Annotated in this window: 11 protein-coding genes; 6 read left to right on the top strand and 5 right to left on the bottom strand. The window is 61.8% G+C overall.

Annotated elements, in window-relative coordinates; all coding sequences use genetic code 11:
• Positions 1-42: 42 nt before the first annotated feature.
• On the bottom strand, positions 43-2,778 hold the full coding sequence (gene acnA, locus ACWHRL_RS14930) for an aconitate hydratase AcnA (protein WP_447894292.1): 2,736 nt from the start codon (positions 2,776-2,778) through the stop codon (positions 43-45).
• A 275-nt stretch (positions 2,779-3,053) separates the two neighbouring features.
• Here acnA and trxB point away from each other — a divergent pair, with 275 nt between their 5' ends.
• Positions 3,054-4,004, top strand: a complete 951-nt coding sequence (gene trxB, locus ACWHRL_RS14925) for a thioredoxin-disulfide reductase (protein WP_447529884.1) — start codon at positions 3,054-3,056, stop codon at positions 4,002-4,004.
• A 13-nt stretch (positions 4,005-4,017) separates the two neighbouring features.
• On the opposite strand, the gene ACWHRL_RS14920 is transcribed toward trxB, so the two are convergent.
• Complete coding sequence (locus tag ACWHRL_RS14920; protein ID WP_447894291.1) at positions 4,018-4,587, bottom strand: GspH/FimT family pseudopilin; 570 nt, start codon at positions 4,585-4,587, stop codon at positions 4,018-4,020.
• A 121-nt stretch (positions 4,588-4,708) separates the two neighbouring features.
• On the opposite strand from ACWHRL_RS14920, the gene thiO reads away from it, so the two are divergent.
• Positions 4,709-5,806 (top strand): glycine oxidase ThiO, encoded by a 1,098-nt coding sequence (gene thiO / locus ACWHRL_RS14915; RefSeq protein ID WP_447894290.1) that lies wholly within the window; start codon positions 4,709-4,711, stop codon positions 5,804-5,806.
• On the opposite strand, the gene ACWHRL_RS14910 is transcribed toward thiO, so the two are convergent.
• Positions 5,803-6,066, bottom strand: a complete 264-nt coding sequence (locus tag ACWHRL_RS14910; protein WP_447894289.1) for a PP0621 family protein — start codon at positions 6,064-6,066, stop codon at positions 5,803-5,805. The two genes, thiO and ACWHRL_RS14910, sit on opposite strands and share 4 nt — an antisense overlap.
• Before the next feature lie 204 nt (positions 6,067-6,270).
• Here ACWHRL_RS14910 and ACWHRL_RS14905 point away from each other — a divergent pair, with 204 nt between their 5' ends.
• Entirely contained in the window at positions 6,271-7,905 is a 1,635-nt protein-coding gene (locus tag ACWHRL_RS14905; RefSeq protein WP_447894288.1) for an NAD+ synthase, read from the top strand.
• A 152-nt stretch (positions 7,906-8,057) separates the two neighbouring features.
• Here the strand turns inward: ACWHRL_RS14905 and ACWHRL_RS14900 are convergent, their stop codons facing one another.
• On the bottom strand, positions 8,058-9,758 hold the full coding sequence (locus tag ACWHRL_RS14900) for a methyl-accepting chemotaxis protein (protein ID WP_447894287.1): 1,701 nt from the start codon (positions 9,756-9,758) through the stop codon (positions 8,058-8,060).
• A 337-nt stretch (positions 9,759-10,095) separates the two neighbouring features.
• Entirely contained in the window at positions 10,096-10,917 is an 822-nt protein-coding gene (locus ACWHRL_RS14895) for an outer membrane protein assembly factor BamD (protein WP_447894286.1), read from the bottom strand.
• Positions 10,918-11,079: 162 nt separating this feature from the next.
• Between ACWHRL_RS14895 and rluD the strand changes: the two genes are divergently transcribed.
• The 3 genes from rluD (at position 11,080) to clpB (ending at position 15,603) form a co-directional block, all read left to right on the top strand.
• Positions 11,080-12,039, top strand: a complete 960-nt coding sequence (rluD, locus tag ACWHRL_RS14890) for a 23S rRNA pseudouridine(1911/1915/1917) synthase RluD (protein WP_447529878.1) — start codon at positions 11,080-11,082, stop codon at positions 12,037-12,039.
• Complete coding sequence (gene pgeF / locus ACWHRL_RS14885) at positions 12,036-12,803, top strand: peptidoglycan editing factor PgeF (RefSeq protein WP_447894285.1); 768 nt, start codon at positions 12,036-12,038, stop codon at positions 12,801-12,803. The genes rluD and pgeF overlap by 4 nt, the downstream gene beginning before the upstream one ends.
• A 211-nt stretch (positions 12,804-13,014) precedes the next feature.
• Positions 13,015-15,603: an ATP-dependent chaperone ClpB gene (gene clpB / locus ACWHRL_RS14880; protein WP_447894284.1), complete on the top strand. Its 2,589-nt coding sequence runs from the start codon at positions 13,015-13,017 to the stop codon at positions 15,601-15,603.
• Positions 15,604-15,871 lie beyond the last annotated feature (268 nt).

Genomic DNA, 15,871 nt, shown 5'->3' with positions numbered 1-15,871 from the left:
AGTGGGGGCGTGCAAGCATTGGGTCGTGCGTTGCCGGTAGGGCTACGCTGCGCCAATCATCTTGCGCAGCACGTAGTGCAGGATACCACCGTGGCGATAGTACGCCAGCTCGTTGATCGTATCGATCCGGCATTTCGCCTCGATCGTACGCTCGTCACTGCCCTTTTTGATGGTGACCTTGACGTTGGAGCCGGGGCTTAGATCGCCCAATCCTTCGATGGATACTTCTTCATCGCCGGTCAGTCCCAGGCTTTCACGGCTTTCGCCTTCCGGGAACTGCAGCGGCACCACGCCCATACCGATCAGGTTGGAGCGGTGGATACGCTCATAAGACTCCGCCAGTACCGCGCGCACGCCTAAAAGCCGCGTACCCTTGGCCGCCCAGTCGCGACTCGACCCGGTGCCGTACTCTTTACCGGCAATGACCACCAGGGGCGTGCCTTCTTCCTGGTACTTCATCGCCGCGTCGTAGATGGACATCTGCTCGCCGCTGGGCACGTGGCGGGTTTCGCCGCCGACCACGCCGTCGAGCATTTCGTTTTGAATGCGTACGTTGGCGAAGGTGCCGCGCATCATGACCTGGTGGTTACCCCGGCGCGAACCGTAGGAGTTGAAATCCACCGGCTTCACGCCGTTTTCCTGCAGGTAGCGCCCGGCGGGGCTATCCGGCTTGATGGAGCCGGCCGGCGAAATGTGGTCGGTGGTGACCGAGTCGCCCAGCATCGCCAGGACCCGCGCGTTTTTAACGTCCTCGGTGGGTTCCGGCTCCCGGCCCATGCCTTCGAAAAAGGGCGGGTGCTGAATGTAGGTGGAGTCGGGCCACTCGTACACTTGGCTTTCCGGCACTTTGATCGCTTTCCAGGTTTCGTCGCCTTCGAACACCTCGCCATACTCCTTGCGGAACATGTCGGTGTTCACTTTCTCGACCGCCTCGGCGATCTCGGCCTGGGAGGGCCAGATGTCTTTCAGGTAGACCGGGTTGCCATCAGAGTCATCGCCCAGTGGGTCGGTGGTCAGATTGCTCTGTACGTTACCGGCCAGCGCGTAGGCCACGACCAAGGGCGGCGAGGAGAGCCAGTTGGTTTTGACCAACGGGTGAACCCGGCCTTCGAAGTTACGGTTGCCCGAAAGCACCGAGGCGACCGCCAGATCACCGGTGTTGATCGCTTTTTCGATCTCCTCGGGTAGCGGGCCGGAGTTACCGATACAGGTCGTGCAGCCGTAGCCCACCAGGTTGAAGCCCAGCGCGTCCAGGTCGTTGTTCAGATCCGCGGCGGCCAGGTAGTCGGTGACCACCTTGGAGCCGGGTGCCAGCGAGGTCTTGACCCAGGGCTTGGTTTCCAGACCTTTTTCGCGTGCCTTGCGGGCCAGAAGGCCGGCGGCCATCATCACGCTGGGGTTGGAGGTGTTGGTACACGAGGTGATCGCAGCAATGACCACGGCCCCCGGGTTCAAACGGAAGCTCTGGCCGTTGTAGGACACATCTTGGCTGTCGTTGTGCTCGAAGCTACGCTCGACACCCACGGCGGTCTGGCCGCCCTCCGAGGAGAACTTGCCGGTTTCGGTGTCCGGCTGGGTCTTGCCGTCGTCTTCCATTACCTTGGCGAAGGCACTGGGCAGGTCCTTGAGCGATACCCGGTCCTGGGGGCGCTTGGGCCCGGCCAGGCTTGCTTCGACGGTGCTCATATCAAGGCCGAGGGAGTCGCTGAAGATCGGCTCGTCGCCGGGCTCGCGCCACAGGCCCTGTTCCTGGCTGTAGGCTTTCACGAGCGCGATCTGATCGTCTTCGCGGCCGGTCAGGCGCATGTAGTTCAGGGTTTCTTCATCCACCGGGAAGAAACCACAGGTCGCACCGTACTCCGGCGCCATGTTGGCGATGGTGGCGCGGTCGGCCAGCGGGAGGTCTTTGAGGCCGTCGCCGTAGAACTCGACGAACTTACCCACCACGCCTTTCTTGCGCAGCATTTCGGTAACGGTGAGCACCAGGTCGGTCGCGGTAATGCCTTCTTGCAGCTTGCCGTCGAGCTTGAAGCCGATGACTTCGGGAATCAGCATGGAAACCGGCTGACCGAGCATCGCGGCCTCGGCTTCGATGCCGCCCACGCCCCAGCCAAGCACGCCCAGGCCGTTGATCATGGTGGTGTGCGAGTCGGTGCCGACCAGGGTGTCGGGGAAGGCGTAGGTCTTGCCGTCTTCTTCCTTGGTCCAGACCGATTTGCCCAGGTACTCGAGGTTGACCTGGTGGCAGATACCCGTGCCCGGCGGTACCACTTTAAAGTTATCGAAGGCCTGCTGGCCCCAGCGTAGAAACTCGTAACGCTCGCGGTTACGCTGCATTTCGATCTCGACGTTCTCGTCGAACGCCGTGGCGTGGCCGAACTCGTCGACCATGACCGAGTGGTCGATGACCAGATCGACCGGCGAGAGCGGGTTGATGCGGGCCGGATCTTCGCCGAGCTTTTCGACCGCGTCGCGCATGGAGGCCAGATCCACCACGCCGGGCACGCCGGTGAAGTCCTGCATGAGAACCCGCGCCGGGCGATAGCCGATCTCGCGGCTGGATTTACCCTCTTTTTGCCAGTCTACCAGCGCTTGCAGGTCGTCGTTTTCGACGCTTTCGTCGTCGCCAAAGCGTAGCTGGTTTTCCAACAGAATTTTCAGGGTCTTGGGTAGCCGGTCTATGTTGCCAAGCTTATCGGCCGCCTTGGGCAGGCTGTAATAGGTGTAGGAGTGACTCCCCACCTCCAGGGTGCTGAGCGTATCGGGTATCTTGCTCATTCCATGCTCCTCTCTCTTGAATGCGGGCTCTTGCTTGCTATGTATTGGATGATTGCAGTGCCACGGTGGTTCGTTTTCTAGAGCCTAGCCTATTAATAGCACATGGGTACTTTAATCCCGGCTTTCAAGGGATCCTGGCCTAATGGCCAAGCCTCCCCCTTGTAATTACTTGTACTCGACGCCATTTCAGGCAGACTCTCTTGTTTGGTTTTTCGGCCAGTACTACTCGCATCGCGCTGGCCGGGCCATCCGTTTTATTCGATATAGGTGGTGTCATGGAAACGCGTCATGAACGTTTGATTATTCTTGGCTCCGGGCCTGCCGGGTACACCGCGGCGGTGTACGCCGCGCGCGCCAACCTGCAGCCGTTGCTGATTACCGGGCTGCAGGCGGGCGGCCAGTTGACCACGACCACCGATGTGGATAACTGGCCGGGCGAGGCCGAGGGCATCCAGGGCCCGGCGCTGATGGAAAAGATGCAAGCTCACGCCGAGCGCTTCAATACCGAGGTGCTGTTCGACCATATCCATGAAGTCAGCTTAGGCGAAAAACCCTATACTTTGAAAGGCGATAGCGGCACCTACACCTGCGATGCGCTGATCATTGCCACCGGCGCCAGCGCCCGCTACCTGGGTCTGCCCACCGAGCAGCAGTTCATGGGCCAGGGCGTGTCCGCCTGCGCGACCTGCGACGGCTTTTTCTATCGTAATCAGGAAGTCGTGGTAGTGGGGGGCGGTAACACCGCCGTGGAAGAGGCGCTCTATCTTTCCAATATTGCCTCCAAGGTGACCCTGGTACACCGCCGCGACACCCTGCGCGCGGAGAAAATCCTGCAGGACAAACTGCAGGAGAAGGTCGAGGCCGGTACGATCGCGCTGGAGTGGTTCCAGCAGGTCGACGAAGTGCTGGGCGATAACAGCGGCGTGACCGGGGTGCGGCTGAAGTCGACCCTCGATGGCACCGTCAAGGAGCTCCACGCGCCTGGGCTTTTCGTTGCCATTGGCCATAGCCCCAATACCGGTATCTTCGAAGGCCAGCTCGCCATGAAGGGCGGCTACATTACCGTGAATTCCGGTCTCGAAGGCAACGCCACCGCCACCAGCGTGCCCGGCGTGTTTGCCTGCGGCGACGTAATGGACCATATCTACCGCCAGGCGATTACCTCCGCAGGTAGCGGCTGCATGGCAGCCCTCGACGCCGAGCGCTACCTCGACGGCATTGGCTGATTCTAACAGCGCTTCAAGGGTCGGCGCAGGGCACTGACGCGCTGTCTACCCGTAGCCGGCCCAGCTGGCTTAGTACCAGCTCTTTACCCGCATTGGCGCCGCTGCAGAGCTTGAAGCTGCCGTTATAGCCGCTGGCGTGGCCCAGCGGCGTGTAGCGTACCTGGCGCCATTGGCGGTTGTAGGTAATGCGGCTTTTCGGGTGCGCGGGGAAAATCCGCAGGATGCGCTGGGGCTCGGCGCTTTGACGAGGCGCGCCGTCGATCACCGCCAGCGGCAGGCTCCAGTCGTCGCTGCAGCGAAAGGCGGCGGTAACCGGGCAAAGAGTGACGGTCTCGCGCCGGGTAATGGCCGTATTGCGAGCCAGCGAGAATGCCCGCTGAAAGCGATTGATCTCGCCTTTGAGCGCCGTGCGTTGGTTTAGCGCCTGAAGGTGGGGAAGGGCGCCGGTGGTCAATAAGCCCATAATGAAGAGTGCGACGACCAGCTCCAAAAACGTCATCCCTCTGTCGCGATGCGCGTCGTGCGCTGCCTGGGCGCTGGCGTAACGCGAGCGGCGATGGTGGGATAGGAGTGCTTTATGCATGGGCTCACCCTGGCGGACCTCTCTTCAGGTTAGAGCGCTTTGCTTGGGCGGGGCGTAGGCGTAAGCGGAGCCTGGTGTAGGTTCAGGCGTAGTTAGCTGTAGGTAAAAAGGGACAGGCCTTGTGAGTGATTTCTTGATAGTGGGTGGCGGTATCATCGCCATGATGACCGCCCTACAGCTTGCCGATGCCGGCCAGACGGTGTGCATCGTCGAGCGCGGCACCTGCGGGCAAGAGGCCTCCTGGGCGGGGGGCGGTATCGTGTCGCCGCTCTATCCCTGGCGCCACTCGGCGGCCATTTCCTGGCTTTCGCGCTGGTCGGAGGGCGCCTACCCGGCGCTTGCCTTGCGCCTGTTGGAAGAGACCGGCATCGACCCGGAGTATCGCCAGAAAGGGCTTTTGTATTTGAGCGTCGAGGATGACGAGGCGGCGCTGGACTGGGCGCATCAAATGGGGAAACCGCTCGAGCGCGTGGGCGCCGCCTTCGTTCACGAAAAGGAGCCCCAGGCCGAGGCGGGTAGCGGCGCGCTCTGGATGCCAACGCTTGGCAGCGTGCGCAACCCGCGGCTGGGCCAGGCGCTGCGCGCCAGGCTCTCCGCCATGCCGGGCGTGACGCTTTGCGAGGGGCAGCCGGTCGAAGGGCTCATCGAACGACACGGCGACATTGCGGGGGTGAATACTCCTCAGGGCCCGCTTTTGGCCGGCCGCACCGTGCTCTGCGCCGGCGCCTGGAGTGCTGCGCTGTTGGCACCGCTCGGTATCCGCTTGCCGGTACGCCCGGTCAAAGGGCAAATGATTGCCTACCGCGCCCCGCCGGGGCTTGTACAGCGGGTGGTGCTCAAGGATGGGCGCTATATCATTCCCCGCAGCGATGGGCTTTTGCTGGTGGGCTCGACCCTGGAAGAAGCCGGGTTCGATAAAACCACTGATGAGGCGGCGCTGGTCTCACTCAAGCAAAGCGCCGAGGCGATCGTTCCCGCGCTTGCCGGTTACCCGGTAGCGCACCACTGGTCCGGGCTGCGCCCGGGCTCGCCCGGCGGGCTTCCGTTCATCGGCGCGCTCCCCGGCTACGCGTCGCTCTATATCAACGCGGGCCACCATCGTAATGGTCTGGTGCTCGCGCCGGCATCTACCCATTTATTGGTCGATACGCTGTTAAAGCGCCCACCACTGATCGACCCGACGCCGTATGTACCCACTCAAGAGCGGCTCGTCCTCTAAGCGGGGCCGTCCTTCTTTTGCTCCTGAATGTAGCGCTCCCGGTGGGCGGCTGAGCAAAACCACTTTTCTTCAAAGCGCAGCGCCTCGCTTTCCGGTACATGCACCTCGCACCAGCGGCAGCGCACCATGGTGCCGCCTTCGACGCGCTCGGGCGCATCCGTTTTTTGCGAGAGCTTGTGTTGGCGGTACATGCCGTAAAGTTTCAGGCCAACGTAGAACACCACCGCAAAAATAAGTAGCCGAATGATCAACAGGTTCATCCTTTTATCGCTCCCGGGCGGGAAAGTGGGTGTGTAAAATACTGCGTGTTCGAATGCGTGCGTTTATCGCCAGAGCCTTTGCCAGTAACGGGCGCTTGCGGGACAATACCCGCTTGCCGGTACGGTTTGGAGGCTGGGCTTTGAGTGCCATCGCGTGGCGTCCAAACGGTATGTTTCAAGGATTCTCAAGAGATTTTACCCCCCATGCAAGACTTAACGCTGGTCATGGCCCAACTCGACCCTTTGGTCGGTGATATTCCCGGTAATGCCGCCCGTGCGATCGAAGCCGTGCGCGAGGCGCGTATCGAGCACCGGGCGGACGTGGTGGTATTCCCCGAGCTTTTCTTGACCGGCTACCCGCCGGAGGATCTTTTATTGAGGGCTTCGATGGAGTCGCGCCTGCAAGAGGCCCGCGACACCATGGCGCAAAAGGTCGTCAAGGACGTGCTGGTGATCATTGGCTACCCCGGCGTTCGCGATGGGAAGCGTTTCAACCTGGCCGGGGTGCTTTATAACGGCGAGTGGCAGGCGGAGTACGCCAAGCAGGCGCTGCCCAATTACCAGGTGTTCGACGAACAGCGCTACTTCACGCCCGGCAATGCGCCGCTGGTATTCGAGCACAAGGGCGCCAAACTCGGCCTTCTGATCTGCGAAGACCTTTGGGAGAGCGCGCCCATCGAGGCCGCCTGTGGGCAAGGCGCCGATGCGCTCGTGGTGCTCAATGCCTCGCCCTATCATCAGGAAAAGCCCGGCGAGCGTCGGCGCCTGCTCACCCAGCGCGCTCAGGCCGTGAATCGCCCCATCGTCTACGTCAACACCATTGGCGGCCAGGACGAATTGGTGTTCGACGGCGGCTCGAGCGTGGTCGATGCCAAAGGCGAGCTCAAGATACTCGCGCCTTACTGGCAGGCAGGGTTGATGCCGGTGCGCCTCACTCAGACCCCGGAAAACGCCTGGGCCCCCGAGGCCGGCGAAATCGAACCCGACGTCTCGGCGGAGGAGAGCCTTTACTGCGCGTTGGTGACCGGCGTTCGCGACTACGTCAATAAAAGCGGCTTCAGTGGCGTAGTGCTGGGACTTTCCGGCGGGATCGACTCGGCGCTTTCCCTGGCGATCGCGGTGGACGCCTTGGGTGAGCAGCGCGTGCATGCGGTGATGATGCCTTACCGCTACACCGCGGATATCTCAAAGCAGGACGCCGCCGCCCAGGCCGAGATGCTGGGCGTCGATTTCGATGTCATGCCGATCGAGCCGATGGTCGAGGCCTTCACCCAGACGCTTTCCGAGAGCTTTGCTGGCGCCGAGCAAGACACGACCGAGGAGAACCTGCAGTCGCGCTGTCGCGGGGTGCTGTTGATGGCGATCTCCAACAAGAAAGGCTTGATGGTGCTGACCACCGGCAACAAGAGCGAAATGGCGGTGGGCTACGCCACGCTCTACGGCGATATGGTGGGCGGCTACAATGCCTTGAAGGATGTATATAAAACCTGGGTGTACCGGCTGGCGCGCTGGCGCAACACCCAGTCACCGGCGGTGCCCGAGCGCGTCATCGAGCGCCCGCCGAGTGCCGAGCTCGCCCCGGACCAGAACGACAGCGACTCACTGCCCGACTACGCCTTGCTCGATGCGATCCTCTCGCGCTACATCGAGGGCGACATGAGCGCCGAGGCGATCATCGCCGAGGGCTTTTCGCAAGACGATGTCTACCAGGTCGTGAAACTGGTGGACCGCTGCGAATACAAGCGCCGCCAGGCACCGGTCGGCGTTCGCGTGACCGCGCGCGGGTTCGGCCGCGACCGTCGCTACCCCATCGTCAACGGCTGGCAGCCCGGCGATTGACCCAAGCGTTGAACCTTAAAGCTCGGCCCAACAAAAAAGCCAAACGCTGTTTGGCTTTTTTTGGTTAAGGGGTGGCCTTCGAATGGGGTTTGAACGTCGTTTGAGCGTTCTTCTCAAAAGCTTTTCTCAAGAGCTCTTTTCAAAAGCTTTTCTTAAAAACTCTCCCAAGCGGGCTCGGAGGAGGACGATGCTAGCGCCTTGTTGGTTTCGGCAGGCGCGCTTGGCTTGGGCGCTTCGCGGCGGGGCGTGTCGCGTAATGGCTGGCTGGTAGACGGGGGCAGCTTGAATATCTGCATGGTCTGCATCAGTGCCTGGGCATTTTGGCGCAGCGTGTTGGCGGCGGCCGCGCTTTCATTGACCAAAGTGGCGTTATCCTGGGTCATCTGGTCCATCTCGGAGACGGCCTGATTGACCTCCTGAACACCGGCGCTCTGTTCGACGCTGGCGCTACTGATTTCGCCGATGATCACATTGACCCGCTCGATAGCGCTGACGATCTCATTGGTGGACTGGTTGGCGTGGCTGGCACGCTCGTTGCCGTGTTTCACACGTTCCAGGTTGCTGGAGATCAGCGCGTTGATCTCCTGGGCGGCGCTGGCGCTACGCTGGGCAAGGCTGCGCACTTCGCTGGCCACCACGGCAAAGCCGCGGCCGTGCTCGCCGGCCCGCGCCGCCTCGACCGAGGCGTTGAGCGCCAGAATGTTGGTCTGGAAAGCGATCGCGTCGATGGTCGAGATAATACCGGCGATTTCCTGAGAGCTTTGGTCGAGCTCGTTCATCGTGGTGGCAAGCTCGTTGACCGCCTTGCCGCCTTCCTTTGCAGTCGCGGCGGCCTGGCTTGCTTCCCGGCTTGCCTGCTCGGCGTTGGCGGCATTCTGGGTCACGGTGCTGCTGAGCTCTTCCATGGCGGCAGCGGTTTGGGCCAGCGCGCTTGACTGCTGCTCGGTGCGCGAGGCGAGGTTGTTATTCCCCTCGGCGATCTGCTCGCTGTTGCTGGCTACTGCCTCGGCAGAGGTGCGCACGTCCAAAACGATACGCTGAAGCTGCTCGGCCATGGCCATTTGCGAGGCCATGATGCCGCGTTCCCGGGTATTTGGCTGTGCCTGACGGCGCTCGTCGGCCACCGCCAGGTTACCGTTGCCGATAGCGCTCGAGAACGCCTGCACCTGGTCGGGTTCGGCGCCCAGTTCGCCCAACAGTTGCCGCGATAGGTAGAACGCGATGAGCCCGCCCAGCAGCAGCGCCGCGAGCGTCAAACCGATCATCAGCATCTCGAAACCAGCCGCGGTTTCCCGGGCGTGGTCGGTGGTCACATCATTGAGCTGCCCCTGAAGATCGATGAATTCGTTGATTTGCGAAAGCCACTGCGCGTAAGCGGGGCCTGCCTGTTCGATCAAAAGCGTTTGGGCGGCGGCGAAATCCCCCGCGAGCCGGGCTTCGATGACGGCCTCGGTCAAGCCCAGAGTCAGCGCCTGTTGGGCTTCGATGCGCTCGATGATGCTTGCCTCCTGAGCGGGCCCTGGTGCGCTTTGAACGATGCTGGCCATTGCCTGGGAGGCGCTACGGTAGTCATCTTGCAGACGCTGCATTTCACCATTTAACGCGCGGTACTGCTCAGCGGTGGTGGTGATGACGATATCGCGCAAAGCGATGGCGCGGTCGTGTACGCTGCCCCGCCAGTCGATCGCTTGGCGCTGTTTGTTGCCGTTGATGTCGTTGATTTCGGTCAGGTCGTTGCTGATTTGGTTGACCTGATAGATCCCTATCGCGGTGAGCATGGCCAGCAGGACCAAGACAATGGAGAAACCGACGGTCAGGCGTGTGGTGATTTTCCAAGAGCGTAACGTGTTCAAGCGCGTTCCCTCGCTGTGGAGTGTTCTTTTTTCGTGGGCTGCTCGAGTCGGGCAGTCCCAAAGTGTTTTTAGTTATACGGCAGCAGGAGAGAGGTTAGTTATTTGTACGATATTTGTACAAATAATAATTGTAGTTAAATATTACCGATTGTTATAGCGATTGGGCGGCGGGCCGGGTAATACCAAACGTCAGAATAAGCATAAAAAAACGCCTTTTGGACCACGCGCGTCCAAAAGGCGTTTGTACAATTTATGGCTCAAACGGCGACCGGCTAAACGGTGTCTCTTCTGCGGGCAGCGGCCCGACGCCTGCCGTTAAGGCGTCGGGTGTCCGGCGTTAGCGGTTAGCGGAGACGTGTTTGGGAACGAAGCGGTCGCCGCGAAGCTGGTCGTGGTTGGGGGCGTTTTCGCGCAGTACGGTGAGCACTTCTTCGGCGCGGTCGTTCATGCCCAGGCCCTGGTAGCCTTCGACCATGGTGGCCAGGGCGTCGCGGGTGGCGTTGGCTTCCGGGAAGTTCTCGATCACCCAGCGGCCGCGCTCGACGGCGGCAAGATAGGCGCCGCGACGCAGGTAGTAATCCGCCACGTGCAGCTCGTGCTGGGCCAAAAGCTCGCGCAGGTAGACGATGCGCTGCTGGGCGTCCGGGGCGTACTCGCTCTGCGGGAAGCGCTGAATCAGCTCGCGGAAATCGTTATAGGCATCCCGCGAGGCGCCAAGGTCACGCTTGGATATATCGATCAGGCGCAGGCGCTCGAGGCTGAAACGCCCGGCCTGCCAGGCCGACAGGCCGCGCAGGTAGTAGGCGTAATCCACCTGGGGGTGGTCGGGCTGCAAGCGAATGAAGCGGCTGGCCGCGGCGCGCGCCTCTTCCCAGTTGCCGTTTTCGTAGTAGGCGTAGATCAGCTCGAGCTGCGCCTGCTCGGCGTGAGCGCCGAAGGGGTAGCGGGTGTCCAGCGCTTCCAGCCGCTCGATGGCGATGGGGTAGCGGTTGTCTTCAAGCGCGGTGCGGGCAAGCTCGTAGAGCTCGCGCTCCTGCACCCCGCCGAACTCGCCTTCGTCCTGCTCGGCGTCGTCGTTATTGTTGCTGGCGCAGCCGGCCAACAGGGCCAGGCTCAAGGCTACGGCGCCAAAGCGGTGGGCAGTGGAGAAAACGCGCATCATCATCCTCGTTGCAAACAAGCCTCAATCACCGAAAAGCGAAGATGGCCATAAGTAGAAATGGTAGAATAGGTCGCAATTGGCCCACTATAAAACACCTTGGCGCAAAACGCAGGCATCCTGGCGTTTCGTTCGGGGTTCTGTGTCTTAAAGAGGTTTTGCATGTCGCACATCATCGAAGCCACGCGCCAGGTGCCCGCTGCCCTGGCCGGCGCTCGGTTGGACCAGGCCGCGGCCGAGTTGTTCAGCGAATACTCCCGCGAGCGCTTGAAAACGTGGATCAATGCCGGCGAGCTGACCGTGGACGGCGCGGCGGCCAAGCCCAAAGCCAAGCTTCACGGTTTGGAAACGCTGCATCTTCATACCACCCTGGAAGACGACACGCGCTTTGCCCCCCAGGAGATCGCCCTGGATATCGTGTATGAAGACGAGGCGGTGATCGTGCTGAACAAGCCCGCCAATATGGTCGTTCACCCGGCGGCGGGCAACCCGGACGGCACGCTTTTGAACGCGCTGCTGTTTCATCACGGCGCGCTTGCCGAGATTCCCCGGGCGGGCATCGTTCACCGGCTGGATAAAGACACCACCGGGTTGATGATGGTCGCCAAAACGCTGACCGCTCAGACCCGGCTGGTCGAGCAGCTTCAGGCACGCAGCGTTTCGCGCCAGTACGATGCGGTGGTGCTGGGCAAGCCCGTCTCCGGGGCAACGGTCGATGCGCCCATTGGGCGCCATCCGAAGGATCGCAAGCGCCAGGCGGTCACCGCTTCGGGCAAGCCCGCCGTGACCCACTACCGGGTGGTCGAGCGCTTTCGCGCCCACACCCACGTGCGCTGCCAGCTGGAAACCGGGCGCACCCACCAGATTCGTGTACACATGGCCCACGCGCGCTACCCGCTGATTGGTGATCCGCTCTATAGCGGGCGTGCCAAGCTTCCGCCCGGGGCGAGCGAGCCGCTCAAGGAAATTCTGCGCGAGTTCCCTCGCCAGGCCCTTCACGCCCGTAAACTCAGCTTCATTCATCCGATCACCGAGGAGCCGATGACGTTCAGGGCGGCGCTTCCCGATGAGCTTTTGATGCTACTGGACTACCTGCGCGAAGACAGCGAGACCAAGCGATGAGCGATGCCATCGATCTTCATCCGAGTCTCGTCGAGCCGGACTGGCCTGCCCCGGCCAACGTGCGCGGGTTTGTCACCACCCGCGAAACCGGCCCGAGCCAGGGAGATTTCGCCGCCTTCAACCCGGCAAATCACGTGGGCGACCACCCGGACCACGTAGCCCTTTGCCGGCGGCTTTTGCACAAGGAAATCGGCGACGACCGCCCGCTCTTGTGGCTCGACCAGATCCATGGCGCGCGGGTCCAGCAAACCTATCAGGCCACGCCGCCCAAAGCCGATGCCTCGATTGCCACGTCAACGCACTACGCCTGCGTGGTGCTGACCGCTGATTGCCTGCCGGTTTTTTTCTGTAACCGCCAGGGAAGCCAAGTGGCGGTCGCCCACGCGGGCTGGAAAGGCCTTGCCGGCGGCGTGCTGGAAGCGACCGTGGCCGCGATGAACTGCCCCGCCGACGATATTCTGGTGTGGCTGGGCCCGGCGATTTCCAACGCCCAGTTCGAGGTGGGCCCGGAGGTGTACGGCGCCTTCGTGGGCGCCCACCCGGAAACCATCGAGGCCTTCGAGCATAGCCCCTACCGGCTGAACCACTACATGGCGGATCTCTACCGGTTGGCGCGCTTTCGCCTGGCCGCGCTTGGCATCCACCACATCAGCGGCGGTCATTTCTGCACCGCCTGCGAGCCGCGCTTTTACTCTTACCGGCGCGATGCTGGCGCTACCGGGCGCATGGCAAGCGTGGTTTGGTTGCAGGATGTCTCGGCCTAAGCGATTAAAAAGTCCCAAAGGTGAAGCCCTTCGACAGGGCCACCTCTTGAAAGGGCGCTGAATCGGCACCATTTAATTTGTCAAGCCAATGCCTTTTTAGAGCGTTCCCATAACTTTTTAGAGGGTTCTCATAAAAAGCGCACCTGGCAGATTAAACCTTCGTTAGGGCCACGCCCGCGTCCAAACGCGCGGCTTTCCCCAGGAGAATGTCATGCGATTCGATAAATTCACCGCCAAACTACAAGCCGCCATTGCCGATGCACAGTCGCTGGCCGTCGGCCAGGGCCATAATCAGCTGGAACCGGTTCACCTATTGACCGCACTGCTGGATGCCAAAGACACCGGCATTAAGGCGCTGGTCGAAAAAGCCCAGGGTTCGAGTTCACGCCTGCGCGAGGGCCTCAAGCGTCAGCTCGACAACCTGCCAAAGGTTGGCCAGTTCGATGGCGACGTGCAGCCCTCCCGGGATCTGGTCAAGCTTTTCAACCTCACCGACCGAGAAGCGCAAAAGCGTGGCGACCAGTTCATTGCAAGCGAACTGGTGCTGTTGGCGGCGCTGGATAACGGTGCGCTTGCCAAAACGCTGAAAGAGGCCGGGCTTAACCGCCAGGCGCTGGAAGCCGCGATTACGGGCCTTCGCGGCGGCGCCAACGTCGATGATGCCAACGCCGAAGATCAGCGCGAGGCGCTCAACAAGTACACCATGGATCTTACCCAGCGGGCGCTGGACGGCAAGCTCGACCCGGTGATCGGCCGCGACGACGAGATTCGCCGTACCATTCAGGTCCTCCAGCGGCGCACCAAGAACAACCCGGTATTGATCGGCGAGCCCGGCGTGGGCAAGACCGCCATCGTCGAGGGCTTGGCCAGTCGTATCGTGGATGGCGAGGTGCCGGAAGGGTTGAAAGACAAGCGCGTGCTCTCGCTCGACATGGGCTCTTTGCTTGCCGGCGCCAAGTTTCGCGGCGAGTTCGAGGAGCGCTTGAAAGCGGTGCTCAAGGAGCTCGCCCAGGAGGAGGGTCGGGTGATCCTCTTCATCGACGAGCTGCACACCATGGTAGGGGCGGGCAAGGCCGAAGGCGCGATGGACGCCGGCAACATGCTCAAACCCGCGCTTGCCCGAGGCGAGCTTCACTGCGTGGGCGCGACCACCCTGGACGAGTACCGCAAGTACATCGAAAAGGACGCAGCCCTGGAGCGCCGTTTCCAGAAAGTGCTGGTCGATGAACCCTCGGAAGAGGACACCGTGGCGATTCTGCGCGGCCTTAAAGAGCGCTACGAAGTGCACCACGGCGTAGCCATCACCGACTCGGCGATCATCGCCGCGGCCAAGCTTTCTACGCGCTACATCACCGACCGGCAGCTTCCGGACAAAGCGATCGACCTGATCGACGAGGCCGCCTCGCGCATCCGCATGGAGCTCGACTCCAAACCCGAAGCGATGGATCGCCTCGACCGCCGTTTGATCCAGCTCAAGATGGAGCGCGAGGCGCTCAAAAAAGAGACCGACGAAGCGACCAAAAAGCGTTTAGAGGCGCTAAGCGGCCATATCCTGGATCTCGAGCGCGAGTACGCCGACCTCGACGAGATCTGGAAGGCGGAAAAGGCCAGTATTCAGGGGGCGGCGCAGTTCAAGGCCGAGCTGGAGCAGGCCCGTACCGATCTGGAGCAGGCGCGCCGCCAGGGCGATCTGGGCCGGATGTCGGAAATTCAGTACGGCAGAATCCCTGAGCTCGAGAAGAAAATTGCCGAGAGTGGCGAGGGAGAAGCCGACACCGCCAGCCACCAGCTTCTTCGCTCCAACGTGACCGAAGAGGAGATCGCCGAGGTCGTTTCACGCTGGACCGGTATTCCGGTGTCCAAGATGCTCGAAGGCGAGCGCGACAAGCTTTTACGCATGGAAGAGGCGCTGCACGAGCGGGTCATCGGCCAGGACGAGGCAGTGGAAGCGGTGGCCAACGCGGTGCGCCGCTCCCGGGCCGGGCTTTCGGACCCCAACCGGCCCAACGGCTCGTTTCTGTTTTTAGGCCCAACCGGGGTGGGCAAGACCGAGCTTTGCAAGTCGCTGGCCAACTTCCTCTTCGACACCATTGATGCGATGGTACGTATCGACATGTCCGAGTTCATGGAGAAGCACTCCGTGGCGCGGTTGATCGGCGCGCCCCCCGGCTACGTGGGGTATGAAGAGGGCGGTTATCTTACCGAGGCGGTACGCCGCAAGCCCTACTCGGTGCTGCTGCTCGACGAGGTGGAGAAAGCCCACCCGGACGTATTCAACATTTTGCTGCAGGTGCTCGAAGACGGCCGCCTGACCGATGGCCAGGGCCGTACGGTGGACTTTCGTAACACCGTGATCGTCATGACCTCGAACATGGGCTCGGACATCATCCAGCGTATGGGCGGCGATACCGGCGATGAAGCGACCGGCTATGAGACGATGAAGAGCGCGGTGATGGAGGTGGTAGGCAACCACTTCCGGCCGGAACTCATCAACCGCATCGACGAAGTGGTGGTGTTCCACGCCCTGGGCCAAACCCAGATTCAGGCGATTGCGTCCATTCAGCTCGAGCGCCTCAAGGCGCGCCTCGCCGAGCATGGCTTGCGTCTGGCGATTAGCGATGACGCCATGGCGCAGTTGGCCGTCGTGGGCTTTGACCCGGTCTATGGCGCAAGGCCGCTCAAGCGGGCGATTCAAAGCCGTATCGAAAACCCGCTGGCCCAGGACCTGCTGGCCGGCAAGTACGCCCCGGGCGCGACCATTCACATTAGCGCCGAGGAAGGGCGGCTGGTGTTTGCCTGATCCGCGTTTGATGAACTGGCCTTTATGAGCCCCCTGGCCCCGCCCGGCTTGCCGTGGCGGGGCTTTTTCGTAAGTAACTGGTTTTTTCGCCAGTTTTGGTGCGACTGCCCTTCTTTGGGGCGATGAAAGGTTGACACGCCAGGCGCGCTATTGGAATCTTGTGGGTTCCTGATTTGCGGACGCGGACCCCTCGGGTAATCCCCTATCCCCGCGTGAAGGGTAGGCTTACGCCTTTACCCGCCGAAGGACTTCCAGGCCCCGCTAACCG

The sequence above is a fragment of the Vreelandella sp. GE22 genome (assembly GCF_968212445.1).
Note: the sequence above shows the minus strand (reverse complement) of the source record. Positions and strands in the feature narration are given on the sequence as shown.